General features: G+C 69.1%; 18 protein-coding genes. 9 read left to right on the plus strand and 9 right to left on the minus strand.

From position 1 onward, the window contains the following. Positions 1-82: 82 nt before the first annotated feature. The 5 genes from VH569_RS31560 to VH569_RS31580 form a co-directional block, all read right to left on the minus strand. Positions 83-874 carry a hypothetical protein gene (locus VH569_RS31560; RefSeq protein ID WP_423320803.1) on the minus strand — a complete coding sequence of 264 codons (792 nt, stop codon included), beginning with the start codon at positions 872-874 and terminating at the stop codon, positions 83-85. 167 nt (positions 875-1,041) lie between these two features. Further along, on the minus strand, positions 1,042-2,001 hold the full coding sequence (gene cysK / locus VH569_RS31565; RefSeq protein ID WP_423320804.1) for a cysteine synthase A: 960 nt from the start codon (positions 1,999-2,001) through the stop codon (positions 1,042-1,044). A gap of 109 nt (positions 2,002-2,110) precedes the next feature. After that, the gene (locus VH569_RS31570; protein WP_012972993.1) at positions 2,111-2,566 is read right to left on the minus strand and encodes an RrF2 family transcriptional regulator; all 456 of its coding nucleotides are present in this window, start codon (positions 2,564-2,566) and stop codon (positions 2,111-2,113) included. 200 nt (positions 2,567-2,766) lie between these two features. Next, positions 2,767-3,060 (minus strand): DUF2218 domain-containing protein, encoded by a 294-nt coding sequence (locus VH569_RS31575; protein WP_423320806.1) that lies wholly within the window; start codon positions 3,058-3,060, stop codon positions 2,767-2,769. A gap of 36 nt (positions 3,061-3,096) precedes the next feature. After that, positions 3,097-3,723, minus strand: coding sequence for a PadR family transcriptional regulator (locus VH569_RS31580; RefSeq protein WP_423320808.1), 627 nt, complete (start codon positions 3,721-3,723; stop codon positions 3,097-3,099). A gap of 207 nt (positions 3,724-3,930) precedes the next feature. Between VH569_RS31580 and VH569_RS31585 the strand changes: the two genes are divergently transcribed. The 6 genes from VH569_RS31585 (at position 3,931) to VH569_RS31610 (ending at position 10,624) form a co-directional block, all read left to right on the plus strand. Further along, complete coding sequence (locus VH569_RS31585) at positions 3,931-5,871, plus strand: hypothetical protein (protein ID WP_423320810.1); 1,941 nt, start codon at positions 3,931-3,933, stop codon at positions 5,869-5,871. 53 nt (positions 5,872-5,924) lie between these two features. Further along, entirely contained in the window at positions 5,925-6,929 is a 1,005-nt protein-coding gene (gene trxB / locus VH569_RS31590) for a thioredoxin-disulfide reductase (RefSeq protein ID WP_377810083.1), read from the plus strand. A 120-nt stretch (positions 6,930-7,049) separates the two neighbouring features. After that, a complete protein-coding gene (locus VH569_RS31595; protein WP_423320812.1) occupies positions 7,050-8,060 on the plus strand; it encodes an ABC transporter permease in 1,011 nt (336 codons plus the stop codon). Then, positions 8,057-8,977, plus strand: a complete 921-nt coding sequence (gene nikC / locus VH569_RS31600) for a nickel transporter permease (protein ID WP_423320814.1) — start codon at positions 8,057-8,059, stop codon at positions 8,975-8,977. Before VH569_RS31595 ends, nikC begins: the two co-directional genes overlap by 4 nt. A 4-nt stretch (positions 8,978-8,981) precedes the next feature. Further along, positions 8,982-9,842: an ABC transporter ATP-binding protein gene (locus VH569_RS31605; RefSeq protein ID WP_423320816.1), complete on the plus strand. Its 861-nt coding sequence runs from the start codon at positions 8,982-8,984 to the stop codon at positions 9,840-9,842. Positions 9,843-9,844: 2 nt separating this feature from the next. Further along, positions 9,845-10,624 carry an ABC transporter ATP-binding protein gene (locus VH569_RS31610; protein ID WP_423320818.1) on the plus strand — a complete coding sequence of 260 codons (780 nt, stop codon included), beginning with the start codon at positions 9,845-9,847 and terminating at the stop codon, positions 10,622-10,624. 19 nt (positions 10,625-10,643) lie between these two features. Here the strand turns inward: VH569_RS31610 and VH569_RS31615 are convergent, their stop codons facing one another. Further along, on the minus strand, positions 10,644-12,512 hold the full coding sequence (locus tag VH569_RS31615; RefSeq protein ID WP_423320820.1) for an EAL domain-containing protein: 1,869 nt from the start codon (positions 12,510-12,512) through the stop codon (positions 10,644-10,646). Between the two features lie 612 nt (positions 12,513-13,124). Between VH569_RS31615 and VH569_RS31620 the strand changes: the two genes are divergently transcribed. Continuing rightward, positions 13,125-14,678 carry a helicase HerA domain-containing protein gene (locus VH569_RS31620; RefSeq protein ID WP_423320822.1) on the plus strand — a complete coding sequence of 518 codons (1,554 nt, stop codon included), beginning with the start codon at positions 13,125-13,127 and terminating at the stop codon, positions 14,676-14,678. A 7-nt stretch (positions 14,679-14,685) separates the two neighbouring features. Here VH569_RS31620 and VH569_RS31625 read toward each other — a convergent pair whose 3' ends face one another. Further along, on the minus strand, positions 14,686-15,222 hold the full coding sequence (locus VH569_RS31625; RefSeq protein WP_376958230.1) for a substrate-binding domain-containing protein: 537 nt from the start codon (positions 15,220-15,222) through the stop codon (positions 14,686-14,688). A 200-nt stretch (positions 15,223-15,422) separates the two neighbouring features. Here VH569_RS31625 and VH569_RS31630 point away from each other — a divergent pair, with 200 nt between their 5' ends. Beyond that, positions 15,423-16,316, plus strand: coding sequence for a LysR substrate-binding domain-containing protein (locus VH569_RS31630; protein ID WP_423320824.1), 894 nt, complete (start codon positions 15,423-15,425; stop codon positions 16,314-16,316). Positions 16,317-16,343: 27 nt separating this feature from the next. Here VH569_RS31630 and VH569_RS31635 read toward each other — a convergent pair whose 3' ends face one another. Then, entirely contained in the window at positions 16,344-17,369 is a 1,026-nt protein-coding gene (locus VH569_RS31635; RefSeq protein WP_423320826.1) for a zinc-binding alcohol dehydrogenase family protein, read from the minus strand. A 241-nt stretch (positions 17,370-17,610) separates the two neighbouring features. Between VH569_RS31635 and VH569_RS31640 the strand changes: the two genes are divergently transcribed. After that, positions 17,611-17,880, plus strand: a complete 270-nt coding sequence (locus VH569_RS31640) for a hypothetical protein (RefSeq protein ID WP_423320827.1) — start codon at positions 17,611-17,613, stop codon at positions 17,878-17,880. Between the two features lie 21 nt (positions 17,881-17,901). Here the strand turns inward: VH569_RS31640 and VH569_RS31645 are convergent, their stop codons facing one another. Continuing rightward, the gene (locus VH569_RS31645; protein WP_423320829.1) at positions 17,902-19,119 is read right to left on the minus strand and encodes a hypothetical protein; all 1,218 of its coding nucleotides are present in this window, start codon (positions 19,117-19,119) and stop codon (positions 17,902-17,904) included. Between the last annotated feature and the right edge of the window lie 121 nt (positions 19,120-19,240).

Genomic DNA, 19,240 nt, shown 5'->3' on the forward strand with positions numbered 1-19,240 from the left:
GCAAGGACGGGCCGTTGCAGCAACATTCGATGCCGCGATTTCCGAGAGGCCGGCAGCGCGCAATCGCCGCGATGGAGCCCCCTCAGGCCTTGGTCGAGGTCGTCCCCCCCTGGGCCGCCCATTGCTGCAGGCGGGCCTGCCGCTCGCGCAGCGTTTTCTGGATGGCGCTTTCCTGATTGGTGCCGGATTCCGTCAGGTCCGGATTGCGCGGCACCAGTCCCAGCCGGAAATCGGTCGGCGACTTCAGGTCGGACGGCGGCACCACCACCATGGTGTATTGGCCGGGTTGCAGCTTGTAGGTCGGCTTCTGCAGGAAGTTCTGCTGGGCGTCGGGCTTGCCCGAGTCGCTGGCGGCGACCACCTTGCCGTCCTTGTCCATCATCGCCCAGCGCGTGTTGGGCAGAGAGATGTCGGCGGTGAAGGTGCCGCCCTGCACGACGTTGAAGGTGTGCTTCTGGATGCCGGTGTCGCCGTTCCCCGGTGGCTGGGCGGTGCCCTTCAAGGTCGCGCCGCCGGCCGTCACCAGAACATTCTGCCGCTCCGTGACATCCATCGAATAGTCGCGCACGCCCGCGGCACGGTTGCCCTGGGAAAAGGTCGCCGTGTAGGTGCCGGGACCGAGCCGCGCGCTGGCGTCCGCCGTCGATTCGTTCGACCGGAGGCTGGTCACCACCTCGTTGCGGTCGTTGCGGATCTCGACGTTGGTGAAGCTGTTGTTGATCTTGAAGTTGTATTCGCCGGCCTTGCTGACCGTGAAGGTCTGGCTGTCGGCGTTCGCTCCGTCGGCACCGATCTTGGTCGTCTGCCCCTTGAACTGGGAGAAGGCGCTGTTCGACAGGTTCGGGACGTAGGTGGAGGTGGAAATATCCGTCATGGCGGTCACTCCCCGGCGTCGGCACGGACGGAAACGACGTTGCTGATGCCGGGGAGTTTAGCCGAATTCGCAAAATCCGTCAAATTTCGGACCGGAATTTCATCTTCAGGCTGCGGAGTGGGGACGGAACACGCCCCCACCCCGCCCCCATTGCCGACAACCCTTTCTTATTCCAGCCCTTCGAACAGGGCGGTCGACAGGTAGCGCTCGGCGAAGGACGGCAGGATCACGACGATCTGCTTGCCCTCATTCTCCGGACGGGCACCGATTTCCAGCGCGGCGGCCAGCGCCGCACCCGACGAGATGCCGACCGGCACGCCCTCCAGACGGGCAACCGCGCGGGCGGTCTCGAAGGCGCGCTGGTTGGAGATGCGCACCACCTCGTCGATCAGTTCCTTCTTCAGGATGTCGGGCACGAAGCCGGCGCCGATGCCCTGGATCTTGTGCGGACCGGGCATGCCGCCGGACAGGACGGGGCTGTCCTCCGGCTCCACCGCCACCGCCTTGAAGGAGGGCTTGCGGGACTTCAGGACCTCGGCGGTACCGGTCAGCGTGCCGCCGGTGCCGACGCCGGAGATCAGGAAATCGACCTGGCCGACGGTGTCTTTCCAGATCTCCTCCGCCGTGGTGGCCCGGTGGACGGCCGGATTGGCGGTGTTCTTGAACTGCTGCAACAGATAGGCGTTCGGGTCGGCGGACAGGATTTCCTCCGCCTTGCGGATGGCGCCCTTCATGCCTTCCGCCGCCGGGGTCAGCACCAGTTCGGCGCCCAGCAGCTTCAGCATCTTGCGCCGTTCCACCGACATGCTTTCCGGCATGGTCAGGATCAGCTTGTAGCCCTTGGCGGCGGCGACGAAGGCCAGCGCGATGCCGGTGTTGCCGGAGGTGGGCTCGACCAGCGTGGTGCGGCCGGGGGCGATGGTGCCGGCGGCTTCGGCGGCCTCGATCATGGCGCGGCCGATGCGGTCCTTGACGCTGGCCAGCGGGTTGAAGAACTCCAGCTTGCCGATGATCTGGGCCTTCACCCCCGACTCTGCGGCGAGACGGTCCAGCCGCACCAGCGGCGTGGCGCCGATCGTGTCGAGGATGCTGTCGTAGATCTTGCCGCGGAACTCCGGTGCAGCCATGATTCCACCTCTGAGATTTGTGTTATATGTGATTTCAACACCCCAGGCGGAGCATTATCCAGCACAGGGAGCCTGTCAAACGGGAAGTGGTGCCACCAAGTCCCCTACATCAGATGGTGAAGTCGATGCGGTCCTCGGTCTCGCTCTCCACCCCGGCGCGCCGCGCGCGCATGCACAGATCCTCGATGGTGATGGTGTCGAGCTTGGCCATGCACTCGTCCTGGAGTTCGCCCCACAGCGGGCGCACCACCTGATGGCCCAGCACCGACCCCGCCGGCTCCTCGATGGGGTCGGTGGCGGTCTCCATCGCGCGGACGACCTTCACGATCTCGCCCAGCGTGATCCGCCGCCGCTCGCGCGCCAGCCGGTAGCCGCCGCGAGGGCCCCGCACGCCGGCCAGCACGCCTTCGCGCACCAGCTGTTGCAGAACCTGTTCCAGATAGCGCTTCGGAATGCCCTGGCGCCGGGTGATCTCGCCGGACTGCACCGGCTCGGTGCCCGCGTTGTAGGCGATGTCGAGGACCGCCTCGATGGCGAACATCAGCTTCTTGGAGATGCGGAGCATCACGAACGACTCCCGGTATTCTGACCGTGGGCGGCCGACGGTGGAACCACCATCCCCTCCCCCACTTCCGCCTGTTGGTTAAGAACCGTTTTACACCGCTGATGCGGTAATTCTCAACAGGATTTGTCGCAGACAGACTCGGGAAAATGCACCGCCTCATCCGGCGGGGTGCCGCCAGCCCACCCCATCAGCCCACCCCATCAGCCCACCGGCGTCCAGACCACCTCCCCCAAATCCTCGCGGAAGGCGAAGCGCTTGAGATGGTCGATCACCACCTCCTGCATGCGCTCCATCTGTCCGGCATCCTCGATTTCAATCCTCAGGGTCAGCCCCGCATCGTCGGCCGCCATCCGGCAGCGGCGGTCGGCGGCGAAGGGGACGAGCCCCTGGGTCTCGTCATGGACGACCTCGAACTTGTGCGCCCAGTGCTTGCACAACTGGGTCATGTAGCGGCGCCCGTTCGGGGTGGCGATGCGTGCGGTGGATGCGGCCATATCCTTGTCTCCTGCCCGGTCGGATGCGTTCGACGCTCAGATGCGTTCGACACGCCGGGCGGCGTCATCGATGATGTCGGCGATGGCCTGGGTCTGCTCCGCCGTCAGGTCGCCGCGCGACAGGCGCAGCCGCAGGGCCAGCTTGAAATTCTCGATGGCGCGGTGGATCTGCGGCGAGGATTCGCGCTGCTGCCGGGCCCGCGCATGGGCGATGCGCTCGCGCACCGCGGCGACAGACGGTTCCGCCGCCTTCAACGCCTCCGAGCCTTCCGGCGTGATCTCGTAGAGCTTCTTGTTGCCCTCGGTCGCGCCGACGCGGATGTGGCCCTGCTCCTCCAGCAGGGTCAGGGTCGGGTAGACGACGCCGGGGCTGGGGCTGTAGGCGCCGCCGACCATCTCCTCGATGGTCTTGATCAGGTCGTAGCCGGAGCGCGGCTTCTCCGCGATCAGCCACAGCAGGACGAGGCGCAGGTCGCCATGGTCGAAGACCCGCCGCTCACCGCGGCCGCCGCGGCCCTGACCGCCCCAACCGTGACCGCCCCAGCCTTCCCAGCCGCCGCGATGCCCAGAACGCCCGTGACGGCCGCGTCCTTCCGGAGCCTCGTCCTCGAAGTCGGGACGCGAGAAGCGGCGGCCGTGTTTGTGAAACAGATGCCGAAGCATGAAACCCTCATCTGATGCAGTTTCGATATAACGAAAACTTAGATATATCGAAATACGCTCTTTGACAAGAGGGAAGCGGTCGCCGCGATATGCTGCGGGCGTCCGCGGGCCGCGACAAATCACGTTCGCCTGCAAATCACTGTCGCCCGCCCGGCCGAAGCGGCTATAACCGACGCCCCGGCTTTGCTTTCGCGCGTGTGTGCCCTGATGCCCCTTCGGATCGAGACCTTTTCCAACGTCACCGGCGGTTCCAGCTTCTTCAAGGCGGTGGGCCACCCGCTGGCGGCACCCAAGGCGGCGATCCTGATCGCGCGGCTGGCCTCCTTCGGCCCGGTGGCGGTCTACGACCCGCTGGGCCTGCTGTCGGGGCTGGCGGAGTTCTATGACCTGTCGTCGATCGACGTCTGCGGCATCTATGTCCAGGACGTCGAGAAGGTCGGCCAGGAGGTGTTCGGCCATGCCGCCCGCCCGGTCACCGACCTGCCGTCCAGCGGCGCCCGCACCGTCTTCGTCGTCGCCTTCGATTCGCAGCGCTTGGAAGGCCACATCGCCCACCTGATCCCGAAGCAGGCCGGCGTCGTCTCGCTCGACGCCATGCGCGTGCCGGAAGACATGCTGAACGATCCCGGCCACTACCTGTCGAAGTTCAACTGGGCGACCAACTTCGCCTGGTTCCGCGACGGCGACGGCCACCACACCCGCGTGGTGTCGGCCAACTACTGGCCGCGCTACGGCGCCAAGGGCACCCGGCTGTGGGCCTGCCTGTTCGACGGCGAGGGCCGCCCCATCGCCGACTGGACGGAGCCGATGCCGCCAACCGACGGCACCGTGGTGATCGACAGCCGGCAGGTGCGCGAGCGCTTCGACCTGTCGCCCTTCTGCGGGTCGCTGTTCCTGCACATCATCGGCGCCGCCGGACATGACGTGGTGAAATACGCGCTCGACACCTATGGCGACGACGGCACGGTGCTGTCCTGCACGCACGACGCCAACGCCTGGCCGGCCGACCTCTATGCCGGCCTGCCCGCCCCGCGCGAGGGCGAGCGCGTATCGTTGTGGATCCAGAACAGCCACCCCACCCCGATCCCGGCCGGCGCCGTCGGCCTGAACCCGATGGGCTCGTCCGACATCCGCACGCTCGACCGGACTGTCCCGGCCTTCGCCACCCTTGAACTGGACATCGCCAGCCTGTTCCCCGAGGCGCGCTGGCCCCAGCAGTTCGAGGTGCAGGCCGGCAAGCATTTCGTCCGCCCGCGCTACGAGATCGCCGCCGCCGACGGCCGCCGCCGCATGGCCCACGCCAATGTCGAGCGCACCGACCTGAAGCCGGACCCCAAGCTACCGCTGCTGACCGGCGGTGCGGTGGACAAGGGCGTGGTGGGCAAGGGCCACATCCTGCCGGCGCCGCTGCTGCCGATGGGCCGCTGGCGCACCGTTCTGCTGCCGACGCCGATGAGCACGGCGCAGACCGAACTGCCGGTGAAGGCGGTGGTCTACGACCGCAACGGCGCCGCCGTCGCCGAACACCGCTTCGGCAACCTGAAGCGCTCCGACAGCGTGGCGCTGGACGTCACCGGGCTGGTCGCCGACAAGACCGCCGACAAGACCGTTGCGGATGGCTGGGGCCATGTCGAACTGGTCTATGATTTCGAAGCCGGAACGATTGCCGACGGCTGGCTGCACGCGCTGGTCCGTTACGAGGACGTAACGACCGGCCATGTGGCGGAGACCAGCTTCGGCAGCCACATGTTCAACATGGCGATGGTCTACCGCGACGAGCCGCAGAGCTACCATGGCCGGCCGCCCGGCCTGTCGACCCGCCTGTTCCTGCGGCTGGGCACCGATCCGTGGGACACGCTCTGCCACCTCGTCTACCCTGCCTCGACCCAGTGGCATGCCACCTCCGACACCAGCCTCGTTCTGGTGCGGCGCGACGGGGTGGAAGTGGCGCGCAAGCGGCTGGCGATCCCCTGCGGTGGCTCGCATTTCTGGCGTTATCGCGAGATGTTTACGGAAGCGGAACGGCTGGCTGCCGGCGATCACGCCTATGTGCTGATCCGCGACACCACCTGCCGCCTGTTCGGCTACCATGGCTGCCTTGCGGCCGGTGACACCGCCTTCAGCCTCGACCATATGTTCGGCTTCTAGAACCGTTCGAACACGCACACCGTCATTCGCCGATACACTGCGGGATCAGACCCATGGCCACCACGCACCACACCAAGGTCCTCATCATCGGCGCCGGCCCGGCCGGCTACACCGCCGCCATCTATGCCGCGCGCGCCAACCTGGAGCCGCTGATGGTCCAGGGCATGCAGCCGGGCGGCCAGCTGATGATCACCACCGATGTGGAGAATTTCCCCGGCTTCGCCGATCCGATCCAGGGCCCCTGGCTGATGGAGCAGATGCAGAAGCAGGCGGAGCATGTCGGCACCAGGATGGTGTTCGACCTGATCACCGACGTCGACTTCACCAAGCGTCCCTTCGTCTGCAAGGGCGACAGCGGCGACACCTACACCGCCGACAGCGTGATCATCGCCACCGGCGCCCAGGCGCGCTGGCTCGGCATCTCGACCGAGGAGATCTACCGCGGCTTCGGCGTGTCGGCCTGCGCCACCTGCGACGGCTTCTTCTTCCGCGGCAAGGAGATTGCGGTCATCGGCGGCGGCAACTCGGCGGTCGAGGAGGCGCTGTACCTGACCAACCACGCCAGCAAGGTCACGGTCATCCACCGCCGCGACAGCTTCCGCGCCGAACGCATCATGCAGGACCGCCTGTTCCGCCACCCGAAGATCGAGGTGGTGTGGGACAGCACGGTCGAGGAGATCGTCGGCGAGGGCGACGGCACCATGGGCAACCCGCGCGCCGTCACCGGCGTCCGCATCAAGAACGTCAAGTCGGGCGACGAGCGCGTCATCCCGGTGGCCGGCGTCTTCGTCGCCATCGGCCATGTGCCGGCGACCGGCATCTTCCAGGGCAAGGTGGAGATGGACGATTCGGGCTACATCGTCACGGTGCCCGATTCGACCGCCACCAACATCCCCGGCGTCTTCGCCGCTGGCGACGTGAAGGACAAGGTCTACCGCCAGGCCGTCACCGCCGCCGGCATGGGCTGCATGGCGGCGCTGGAGGCCGAGCGCTGGCTCGCCCACCACGAGCCGGCCGCCGGCGCGCACGGCGATCCCAGCCCGGCCGGAACCTGGTGAGCTGAGGCGGTCCGCCCCTTCCCCCATACGGGAGAGGGGGCGCCCCCTTATGCCCTTGACGGTCTTTCCACAAAGCTCCGACTGTGATTCCCTGATGCGTCCAATCGCGAGGGAGTCCTCTTGCCTACGCTGAAACGCGGCCTGACCCTGCTGGTCACGGTGGCCGCCACCCTGCTGGGCCTGCTGCTGGTCACGTTCCTGATCGGCCGCGTCGTGCCGATCGATCCGGTCCTGTCGGCGCTCGGCGACCGCGCGAATGCCGACAGCTACGCCCAGATGCGCACGCAGCTCGGCCTCGACCTGCCGCTGTGGCAGCAGTTCCTCCGCTATGTCGGTGACGTGCTGCAAGGCGACCTCGGCACCTCGGTGCTGACCTCCCGGCCGGTGCTGGAGGATGTGCTGCGCGTCTTCCCGGCGACGCTGGAGCTGGCGACCGTCGCCGCCATCGTCGGGGCGGTGCTGGGCATCCCAGCCGGGGTGTTCGCGGCGGTCAACCGCGGGCGCTGGCCCGACCATGCCATCCGCCTGCTCGGGCTGCTCGGCCATTCGGTGCCGATTTTCTGGCTCGGGCTGATGGCGCTGCTGCTGTTCTACGCCAAGCTGGACTGGGCACCGGGGCCCGGACGGGTCGACGTCTTCTACGAGGGGATGGTCGATCCGGTGACCGGCCTCGTTACGGTGGATGCCCTGCTGGCCGGCGAGACCGAGATCTTCTGGAACGCGGTCGGGCATCTGGTCCTGCCCTCGGCGATCCTCGGCCTCTATTGCGTCGCCTACATCGCACGGATGACCCGCGGATTCATGCTGGACCAGCTGCGCCAGGAATACATCACCACCGCCAGGGTGAAGGGCCTGTCCGAAACCCGCGTGGTCTGGGGCCATGCGCTCCGCAACATCACCGTGCCGCTGATCACCGTCATCGCCCTGTCCTATGCCAGCCTGCTGGAAGGATCGGTGCTGACCGAGATGGTGTTCGCCTGGCCCGGCCTCGGCCTCTACATCACCAATTCGCTGCTCAGCGCCGACATGAACGCGGTGCTGGGCGGGACGCTGGTTGTCGGCACGGTCTTCATCGCGCTGAACCTGCTGTCCGACCTGCTCTACCGCCTTCTGGATCCGCGAGCCCGATGACCGCGCGCACCGATACCCAATCCGCCGGCTGGCGGGACTGGCTGACCACCGACACGCCGCAGTCGCGGGCGCAAGCCCGGCTGGGGCGTGCCTGGGCCGGCTGGACCGCCTTCCGCCGCAACCGGCTGGCCGTCGCCGGTCTGCTGATCGTGCTGGCCCTGGTCGTCGTCGCCGCACTGGCGCCGGTGCTGGCGCCCTATCACCCCTATGCCCAGGATCTGAACAACCGGCTGCTGCCGCCCAGTGCGGCCCATTGGCTGGGGACCGACGCCTTCGGCCGCGACATCCTGTCCCGCCTGATCCACGGCGCGCGGCTGACGCTGATGATCGTGGCGCTGGTGGCGGCGACGGCGCCGCTGGCCGGTCTGGTGATCGGCACGGCCGCCGGCTATTTCGGCGGCTGGGTCGACACCGTGCTGATGCGCATCACCGACATCGCTCTCGCCTTCCCCAAGCTGATCCTGGCGCTGGCCTTCGTCGCCGCACTCGGCCCCGGCATCGAGAATGCGGTGATCGCCATCGCCATCACCTCCTGGCCGCCCTATGCCCGCATCGCGCGGGCGGAAACGCTGACCGTCCGCCGCGCCGACTTCATCAGCGCCGCCCGGCTGCAAGGGGCGTCCAGCCTGCGCATCATCCTCGGCCATATCATGCCGCTCTGCATCGCCTCGCTGATCGTGCGGACGACGCTGGACATGGCCGGCGTCATCCTGACCGCCGCCGGCCTCGGCTTCCTCGGGCTCGGCGCCCAGCCGCCGCTGCCGGAATGGGGGGCGATGATCGCCAGCGGCCGGCAATATGTGCTGGAGCAATGGTGGGTCGCCGCCATGCCGGGCCTCGCCATCTTCATCGTCAGCCTGGGCTTCAACCTGCTGGGCGACGGGCTGCGCGACGTGCTGGACCCGAAGGGGGACTGAAGCCATGGCTGATAAAAGGACGGCGGACGACGCCCCCCTGCTGGAGGTCTCCAACCTGCGCGTCGCATTCCCCACCCGCACCGGCATGGCCGAGGCGGTGCGCGGCGTCTCCTTCACGCTCGGCCGGGAGAAGCTGGGCATCGTCGGCGAGTCGGGCTCCGGCAAGTCGATGACCGGCCGCTCCATCCTGCGCCTCGTGCCCTCACCGGGCCGGGTCACCGCCGACCGGCTGGCCTTCAACGGCGAGGATTTGCTGGCGGCGTCGCCCAGGCGCATGCGCGACATCCGCGGCCGGCGCATCGCCATGGTGATGCAGGACCCGAAATATTCGCTGAACCCGGTGATGACCGTCGGCCGCCAGATCGCCGAGGCCTACCGAGTCCACAGCAAGGCAGGCGCCGCTGAGGCGAAGCGCCGCGCGCTGGAGATGCTGGCCGCCGTGCGCATCCGCGATCCGGAGCGGGTCTATGACCGCTACCCGCACGAGGTGTCGGGCGGCATGGGCCAGCGCATCATGATCGCGATGATGCTGATCCCCGACCCCGACCTGCTGATCGCCGACGAGCCGACCTCGGCGCTCGACGTCACCGTGCAGATGCAGGTGCTGGCGATCCTCGACGACCTCTGCTCCCAGCGCGGCATGGGCATGATCTTCGTCAGCCACGATCTGAACCTCGTCGCCTCCTTCTGCGACCGCATCCTGATCATGTATGCCGGCCGGGTGGTGGAGAGCTGCCGCGCGTCGGAGCTGCACGCGGCGCAGCACCCCTACACCCGCGGCCTGCTGGCCAGCCTGCCCAGGATCGACGAGCAGCCGGGCGACCTGCCGGTGCTGAGCCGCGATCCGATGTGGTTGGAGGCGTAAGGATGATGATCGACATCCAGGATTTGCAGGTCCGCTTCGGCCGGGGCGCCGACGCCATCACGGCGGTGGACGGCGTCACCCTGGCGGTGCGGGAGGGCGAGAGCTTCGGCCTCGTCGGCGAGTCGGGTTCCGGCAAGTCCACCGTCCTGCGCGCGGTCAGCGGCTTGAACGACGAATGGACCGGCCGCATCGCCGTCGCCGGCGCGGAACAGGGACCCGTGCGGCAGAAGGGCTTCTACAAGCTCTGCCAGATGGTGTTCCAGGATCCCTACGGCTCGCTGCACCCGCGCCACACGGTGGACCGCATCCTGGCAGAACCCATCGCCATTCACGGGCTGGGCGATGCCAATGCCCGCATCGACCGGGTGCTGCGCGATGTCGGGCTCGGTCCCGCCTTCCGCTTCCGCTACCCGCACCAGCTGTCGGGCGGGCAGCGCCAGCGCGTCGCCATCGCCCGCGCCCTGGTGCTGGAACCGCGGGTGCTGCTGCTGGACGAGCCGACCTCGGCGCTCGACGTGTCGGTGCAGGCGGAGATCCTGAACCTGCTGCGCCGGCTGCGGGCGGAGCATGGCCTGACCCTGGTGCTGGTCACCCACAACCTCGCCGTCGTCGCCAACCTGTGCGACCGGCTGGCGGTGATGAACCGCGGCCGTCTGGTCGAGGAGATGAGCGTCGAGGAGTTGCGCCGCGGCGCCGCGCGCCAGCCCTACACGTTGCAGCTCCTGCGCGCCAGCCAGGGCTACGACCGCGCCACGGCGGAGAGCTTCCGGGATTATGCGTGAGGGGCCGCAGTAGCCGCTCTTACCCCAGCCGCACCACGAACAGCTTGTCCTCCGCCCCCTTGGCGGCGGTCTTGTGGTCGGCGATGGCGGCGTTGATGGCGTCGGGCGTCAGGCCATGGCTGCCGGGCGGGATCACCACGGCGACCCCGCTGGCCGCCAGCAGCGGGAAGCGCCGCACGGCGCCATAGCGGTCCTTCGCCAGGAAGCCGCCGCTGACCCTGGTTTCGGCGTCGTACAGGCTTTCGGCATCGGAGCGGAACAGGGCCAGCAACTCGGCCAGCCGGGCAAGCACCTCGCCCTCCCCGCCGCCGCTGACGCCCAGGAAGAAGTCGTCGCCGCCGATATGGCCGGCGAAGGCGTCGGCGTCGATGGCCGCCCCGGCACCGCCGGCCCAGGCCTTCAGCCGCTCGCTGAACATCAGGATGGCGCGGTCGCCCTGGCGGAAGCCGAAATTGTCGTTGAAGGGCTTGAAGTTATCGAAATCCAGATAGGCCAGCACATGGCCGCGGCCCGGGTCGGCCAGCGCCCCTTCGATGTGGCGCAGGATCGCCGCGTTGCCCGGCAGCCGGGTCAGCGGGTTCTGGTCGGTCGCCATCGCCAGGTTGCGTTCATGCACCAGTCGCAGCAAGGCGCCGCTCGACAGCACGCCGGCATAGGCGCCGCCTTCCACGATGACGATGCCGTCGGCCGCCGACTCGGTGGAGAAGGCCTCGATCACCCGGTCCAGCGGGGTGGAGATGTCGCAGACCGGCGAGCGGATGACCAGATCGTCCAGCCCGTTGCCCAGGCCGCGGTTGCGCAGCAGCTCGCCGCCGAAGCGCGAATAGACGAAGCGTTTCAGGTCGCGTTCGCGGATCAGGCCGAGCGGCCGCTCATGCTCGTCGATGATCGGCGCGATGGCGGCGCTGCCGTCGCGGCGGAAATAGTCCAGCAGTTCTGTCTTGCGCGAATCGACCCGCAGCGGCGGCAGCCGTTCGATCACCTCCGACAGGCGGCGGTGCGACTCGCTGGGCTGGCGCCGGTCCCTGCGGTTCAGATCCTCGACCACCGGATAGCGGTTGGGCAGGGCGGTCAGGTCCACGCGCGGCCGGGCGATCAGGAAGCCCTGGGCGAAGTCGCAGCCGAGATCCCGGCAGGTGTAGAACTCGGTGGCGGTCTCCACCCCCTCCGCCACGATCTGGATGCCCAGCGCATGGGCATGGCCGGCCAGCGCCGCCACCAGCGCCCGCTTGCGCGCGTCCGCATCGATACCGGCGATGAAGAAGCGGTCGATCTTCACATAGTCCGGTCGTGCCTCGTACAGCGTGCGCAGCCCGGAATGGCCGACGCCGAAGTCGTCGATGGCGATACCGGCCCCGCTCTGGCGGAAACGGTCGACCGCCGCGTCCACCGCGACGCCGCTGGGCACCGGGCGGCTTTCCGACAGCTCCAGCACGATGCCGCTGTTGCGCGAGGCGGCAGGGTCGCGGGCAAGCCAGGGCGCGTCGGGCCGGCCGACCAGCCGGGCGTCGAGGTTCAGGAACAGCTTCGCCTCGTTCCAGCCCGCCAGCGCACGGTAGGCGGCGACCGCCTTGGCATGCAGCGCGGTCTCCACCGTCGCCAGCAGGCCGGCGGCCTCGGCAGCGTCCAGCAGTTCGCCCGCGTTGGCGAAGCCGGTTCGCTCGAACCCGCGCAGCAGCGCCTCATAGCCATGGCAGCGGCCGGAGCGCAGCTGGACGATGGGCTGGAAGGCGTAGCGCAGAGCGCCGACCGCCGAGGCCCAATCGAACGATGCGGCTTCCTCCCGGCCGGAGGGGACGGCGGTCCGGCCCGCGCCAGGGGGTTCGGCACGGTCGCTTTCCGGCCTTGCGGTTTTGGCCCCGGCTTTCGTGGTGGTCAGCACAGTCATCGCTCGGTCCGCCAGCGCCGATCGCGCATGGGATCGGCATTCGCTTGTAACAGAGCTTGTTTGCGGTTTCATGACCGTGGGGTCAGGTTGTTATGCAATGCGATCACCAGCCTGAGAGGCGGAAACCGGATCGGACCGAAAAATCCGGTTGATCGGAACCGCTCATACACACGGTGCGGTGGAATGCACGTTGCCCGCCCCGCTCGGCATCGCTATGCATGCAATTGTGGGAACCGGGCGGCGGAGTGGCCACCGCCCGCGTCCCACCTACCGGGGAGCACGGAGTGGAAAAAGCACTCGTACTCCTGGTCCTGGTGCTTCAGTTGATCAAGGCGATCCTCGATCTGCTGAAGTAACCGGACCGGACGGGGGGTGCGGCTGGCACCGCACCCTCCTGTCCGCAAAGATATGGTCAAACCGCCCTCTGCCGCAAGACCCAGCCCACCACCGGAGCGCTCATCCACATTGCTCCGGCTCAATCGGGCGGAGAGTGATCGCCCGATCCTGGCCGGCTTGTCCCGAATCGAATCCTCGTATCGCCGCGCCCGCCTGCGCTATAGGAAGGCCCTCCCTCGCAAGGGGGCGGTTCGGGTTGAGCGGGAGGCGAGCGGGATGAAGGTCGGCATCGACATGGGGGCGACGAACGCGGGCAGCGCCGCGACGCTCGACCTGGAAGAGCTGCTGGCGACCCGTCTGCTGGTCCAGGGCAATTCCGGGTCCGGCAAGTCGCACCTGCTACGCCGGCTGATCGAACAGAGCGCCCCATGGGTGCAGCAGGCGGTGATCGACCCGGAAGGCGACTTCGTCACGCTGGCCGAGCGCTTCGGCCATGTGGTGGTGGAGGCGGACGCGCACAGCGAGGCAGCATTGCAATCCGTTGCCGCCCGCGTGCGCCAGCACCGCGTCTCCGTCGTCCTGAACCTGGAGGGGCTGGACGCGGAAATGCAGATGCGCCACGCCGCCGCCTTCCTGGGCGGGCTGTTCGATGCCGACCGCGATTTCTGGTATCCGATGCTGGTGGTGGTCGACGAGGCGCAGTTGTTCGCCCCGTCGGCGGCCGGCGAGGTGTCGGACGAGGCGCGCAAGGTCTCGCTCGGCGCCATGACCAATCTGATGTGCCGCGGACGCAAGCGCGGGCTGGCCGGGGTGATCGCCACCCAGCGTCTGGCGAAGCTGGCGAAGAACGTCGCGGCCGAGGCGTCGAACTTCCTGATGGGCCGCACCTTCCTCGACATCGACATGGCGCGCGCCGCCGACCTGCTGGGCATGGAGCGCCGGCAGGCGGAGATGTTCCGCGATCTGGAGCGCGGGCATTTCATCGCGCTCGGCCCCGCCTTGTCGCGCCGGCCGCTGCCGCTGCGCATCGGCGCGGTGGAAACGCAAGGCCGCACCGGCAGCCCGACGCTGATGCCGCCGCCCACCACCCCGGTCGAGGACGCCCGCGACCTGATCTTCACCACCACCGGGCCGGAACCGCCGCGCTACGTGCGCCGCCCCTCCACCTCGACCAGCGCCGACCTGATGGCGCAGCTGGCGCGCGGCCGTCCCGCCGCCCCGCCGCCGCCGCCCGACGACAGCGCCGCCGAACAGCCGGCCCTGCTGCCGCTGGAGCCGGAGGAAACCGCCGAACAGGCGGCCGAGCGCGAGGCCCAGTATGGCGAGGTGCTGGCCGAGGTGCTGGCCGATCCGGAGGCGCCCTACCGCTCGCTCGCCGTTCTGTACCAGGATTTCCTGGTGCGCTGCCGGGGCCGCGGGGTCGATGGCGACCGGCTGGCCCTGCCCGCCTTCCGCCGCCGTCTGGCGACCGCCCGCGCCGGGGCCGGCAACGGCGACGATCCCGCCTGGCAGCGGGCGACGGAGGTCGCCGCGACGCTGGCGGAGGACATCCAGCCGGTCTTCCTGCTGCTGGCCCGCGCCGCCCTGGACCACGCCCCCTGCCCGTCCGACGCCGACGTGGCGCGCGCCTGCGGCAGCCGGTCGAAGGGGCGCGGCCGCCGCCTGCTGACCTACATGGAGCAGCGAGGCTTCATCGCCAGCCGCAGCGGCCTGGGCAACACCCGCGCCATCGTCCTGCCGGCGCTGGGCTGGGAAACCGCGCTGGGCGATCCCAACGCTGATGACACGGCGGAGGCGTCCGACGAGGGCGGACTGTTCGCGGCGGGGTGAGCCCTCCTCAGCTCCCCGCTGTCGGCGCGCTCACCGGCTTGCCGGGCTGGCCCCAGCTGGCGACGAAGTCGTTCACGCCGGGGACCGCCATCATGTGCGAGTCCTTGACGTAGACGAAGCGCTTCGGCCCGAAGCCATATTCGGTCATCGTGATGCCGGCGGAGCGGCAGCGCTGATACTCGGCCGCGCCGATCGGACGGTCGGAGGCCACCATGTCGGGATGGTCCAGCCCGACGCCGCCGCAGAAGGCACGGAAGCCGGAGGCGGTGCCACGGGCGTCGAGATGCGGCTTGGTGTCGGGACCGCCGGTGTATTTGGCGGCTGCCTGATCGATGGTGCCGCGCAGGGCCGGGCTGCCGACGATCCAGATGCCGCGGGCCTCCGGCGGCGGCTTGGGCACGGCTGGCGGCGGCAGGGCGGCGGTCTGTTGCGGCGGCGGGGTGAGGCCGGGCATCTGGCAGCCGGCGAGCGAAGCCGCAGCGGCAAGTGCGAGGGCCAGATGTTTGAAAGCCACTCTGCCGGCCGGAGCGGGAAAACGGGTCATCGGGCGTCTCTCTCGTCAAGGATCGTCGTCAGGCCACCGGGCGGCAAGGCCCGGAGGGCTCTGACAATGAGAACGCCCCCGGCCCGCTTCAACGGCACGCCCGCCATATGCCGATTGCCGTGTCCCGATGCGCCGCTCGCCATCCATGAACAATAGCGATAGGATGACGTCGAACGATCACCATACGGAATGTATTGCCGATGTCCCTGCCCGATCTGGAGATCGACGCGCTGCGCGCCTTCGTCACGGTGGCGGAGGCCGGCGGCTTCACCGCGGCGGCGGATCGGCTGGGCCGCACCCAGTCGGCGATCAGCGTCAAGATCAAGAAGCTGGAGGACATGCTCGGCCGCCGGGTGTTCGAGCGCACCAGCCGGTCGCTGGCGCTGACCCATGACGGCGAAGTGCTGATGGGCTATGCCCGCCGCCTGCTGGATCTGAACGACGAGACGGTGCGCCGCTTCGCCGAACCGGCGGCGGAGGGCGAGATTCGGCTGGGGGTGGCCGAATATTTCCTGTCCGACCACCTGCCCCATGTGCTGCGCCGCTTCGCCAAGCTGCACCCGCGCCTGCACATCGACGTGCGGGTGGGCATGTGCAGCGATCTGGTCTCGGCGCTGGATGGCGGCGAGCTGGACCTCGTCATCTCCCGCCGCGATGCCGGCGACACCCGAGGCCGGGCCATCTGGACCGAGCCGATGCGCTGGATCGCCGCCCCTGGGCTGGAGATCCCGGCCGACGGCCCGCTGCCCTTCTGCGCCCTGCCGGCGCCCTGCGTCTTCCGCAACCGCGGACTGGCGGCGCTGGGCGAAACCGGACGGTCCTGGCGGGTGGTCTACACCAGCGCCAGCGTCATGGGGGTGCAGGCCGCCGTCCGCGCCGGGCTGGGGGTGGCGGTGCTCAGCGAATCCTCGGTGCCCGACGGCGTGCGCCGGCTGGGGGTGGAGGACGGGCTGCCCGAACTGGGCGATGTCGAGATGGCGATCTTCGGCGAGACGCCGCGCAACCGCCGCCTCGCCGAACCGCTGGTCGGCTTCATCGTGGAAAGTCTGGCGGCGATGCGCCCGGCCCGCCCGCCGCTCGCCCTGGCGGGGTAAGGCGGCAGACCGGGCGCACCGGACGGATCAGAAGCCTTCCAGCACCACCTTGCCGCGGGCCTTGCCGGATTCGATCAGGGCATGGGCCTTGCGCAGGGTAGCGGCATCGATGCGGCCCAGCGTCTCGGTCAGGGTGGTGCGCAGCGTGCCGGCATCGACCAGCCGCGACACTTCGGTCAGCAGCTCGTGCTGGGCGATCATGTCGTCGGTCTGGAACAGCGGCCGGGTGAACATCAGCTCCCAGTGCAGCGAGACGCTCTTGCGCTTCAGCAGGCGGACGTCGATGGGCTCCGGATCGTCGATCAGGCCGATGTGACCCTGCGGCGCCACCAGTTCGACCAGATCCTGGAAATGGCGGTCGGTCGCGTTGGTGGAGAAAATGTAATCGACCCCGGCCAACCCCAGCGCCTTCACCTGCTCGGCCATCGGCCGGCTGTGGTCGATCACGTCATGGGCGCCCAGTTCGCGCACCCAGTCGGCGGTCTCGGGACGCGACGCCGTGGCCAGCACCCGGACCCTGCTCAGCCGGCGGGCCAGTTGGATGGCGATGGAGCCGACGCCGCCGGCCCCGCCGACGATCAGCAGCGACTTGCCCTCGCCCGCATTCTTCCCGTCGCCATCCCGCGGCAGGCCCAGCCGGTGGAACAGCATCTCCCAGGCGGTGATGGCGGTCAGCGGCAAGGCGGCGGCCTCGGCGACGCTCAGGCTGGCCGGACGGGCGCCGACGATGCGCTCGTCGACCAGATGATATTCGCTGTTGGTGCCGGGCCGGTCGATGGAGCCGGCATAGAACACCGCGTCGCCGGGACGGAACAGGGTCACATCCGGCCCGACCGCCTCGACAATGCCGGCGGCATCGAAGCCCAGGATGCGCAGGTCGCCCTCGGTCGGCAAAGCGTTGCGGCGCACCTTGGTGTCCACCGGGTTGACCGACACCGCCTCCACCCGGACCAGCAGGTCGCGGCCGGCGGGGGCCGGGCGGTCGATCTCGACGTCGATCAGCGCGCCGGCATCGGCGATGGGCAGGGACTTGCGGAAACCAACGGCTTTCATGATCGCCTCGTCTTCTGAATGGGGAAGAAGTCGAGACACAGGATGGCGGCGCCGCCCCGATATGTGAAATTCATAGTTCTTGTTTCATCCATCGGATTCCGGGATGGACGCGGCCCTGGCCGAACGGCGTCGAGACTCATGACGCCAAAGAGGTATGGAATAGCCGGGCGGGCTGCGGTGTTCGTACAGATGACCGGCCTCACCGTCGAAGCCGGTCCGTCGTTGGACAGGAAGCACGGCCATGCGCACCAATCGTCTCCGAATCCTGACCGCCCTGCTCCTGGCTGCGGGGAGTGCCGCCCTGACCGGCTGCGTCGCCTACGATCCCTATTATCCCGCCTACAGCGAGCCGGTGGTGGTCCCGCCGCCGACCGTCTACGCCGTGCCGCCGCCGGTGGTGGTCGGGCCGGGCTATTACCGCCGCCCCTGGAACGACCATTGGCATGGCGACCGCGGCTGGGGCCCGGGACGCGGCTGGGGCCCCGGCAGGGGACCGCGCGGCTGGCGCTGAGCGGGGGGAAGCCGACGGGCCTCAGACGGCGTTGGCCGGCACGCCGTCGCCACAGTTGCGCAGCACCAGCACGGTGTGGTCGTCGTCGCTCACCGCACCGTCGCGCAGCAGAACCAGCGCCGCCAGCGTCGGCTCGACCCCGTGCAGGTCGCGGTGGATGAACAGGGCGGGCAGCCGGGCGCACCCGCCGGTGTAGAGCACGACATGCTCCCCCGGTGCCCAGCGCAGATGGACCGAGGCGGGGGCCAGCGGGTTGAAACCGATCATCGCCCAGCGGGCGCCGAGCGCCGTGATCTCCTGCCGGCGCACCACCGCCCCGGCCAGGGTGCCGAGCGCCGTGTAATCCACCGCACCGGCATCGAAGCGCAGGACCGCGACGGCCGACCGCCCGATCCGCGTCAGGGTCCGGTCGTGGGACAGCCCCAGTTCGGGCCGCCCCTTCAGGTCGCGCCGGATGGCGTTGACCACGACGGGAGCCGGCAGCCCCGGCACCGTGGCGGCGACCACCGCCTCCATCTGCCGCACCACGGCGGGCGTCATCATCGTGGGGGATTGCGCGCTGAGAATTTGCGTGGCGCCGCCTTGCCCCTTGCCGTCCTCCGCACCGGAACCGACGTCGGCTTTGACGGGGGTCTTGACGGGAGGCTCGGCGGGGCCGGCATCGGCTGCCGCGTCACCGTCGATCATCAAGGCGATGCCGCAGGGTCCGTCACCGCCACGGGCGGGGGCACAGCTGACGAACCAATGGTCGATGAAGGGACCGCCGCGCACGGCATCGCCGCCGCTCTGCTCGACCGTCACCGCCCCGGCCTGGGCCAGGGCGTCGGCCGGCGGCGCATCGTCCGCACCCGGCCGCAGGACACGGGCCAGCAGCGCGAGCCCGATGCCCGGCGTGGCATGAACATGGAACCGGTCGGCCTCGCCGCGAACGGACTCCAACACCGCGTCGAGCGCGGGAAGAACACCGTCCGGCGTTGACGGGGGCAGCGCGACGGTGGCGGGATCGCGGTCATAGGCCAGGCATTCGACGCCGGCCCCGCTGCGCATCCGGGCAATCAGGATGGTCCCGTCCGGCCGCCCAAGAGCATAGTCGGCCAGCATGGCCACCAGCCGGTCCAGCCGGGCCGCCTCGTCCACCGGCAGCACCCCGTCGGCCCGTTCCGCCGCGATCCGACGCGCCGTGGCGATGTCGTCGGGCGACGCCACGGCGATGCGACGGTGACCATGATCGGGGAACATAGAACCGCTCCTGTCAGCGCTCTGGTTGCTCTTCCCCGGAACTTTACAATCCTCTTCCGGTCAAGCCCACGGAAAGCACTCGCCGGCCTGCAATTTTCGACCGGCCGTGTCCGACGGAGCC

The organism is Azospirillum sp. 11R-A, from assembly GCF_049472615.1.
In the GTDB taxonomy this organism is placed as follows: domain Bacteria; phylum Pseudomonadota; class Alphaproteobacteria; order Azospirillales; family Azospirillaceae; genus Azospirillum; species Azospirillum palustre.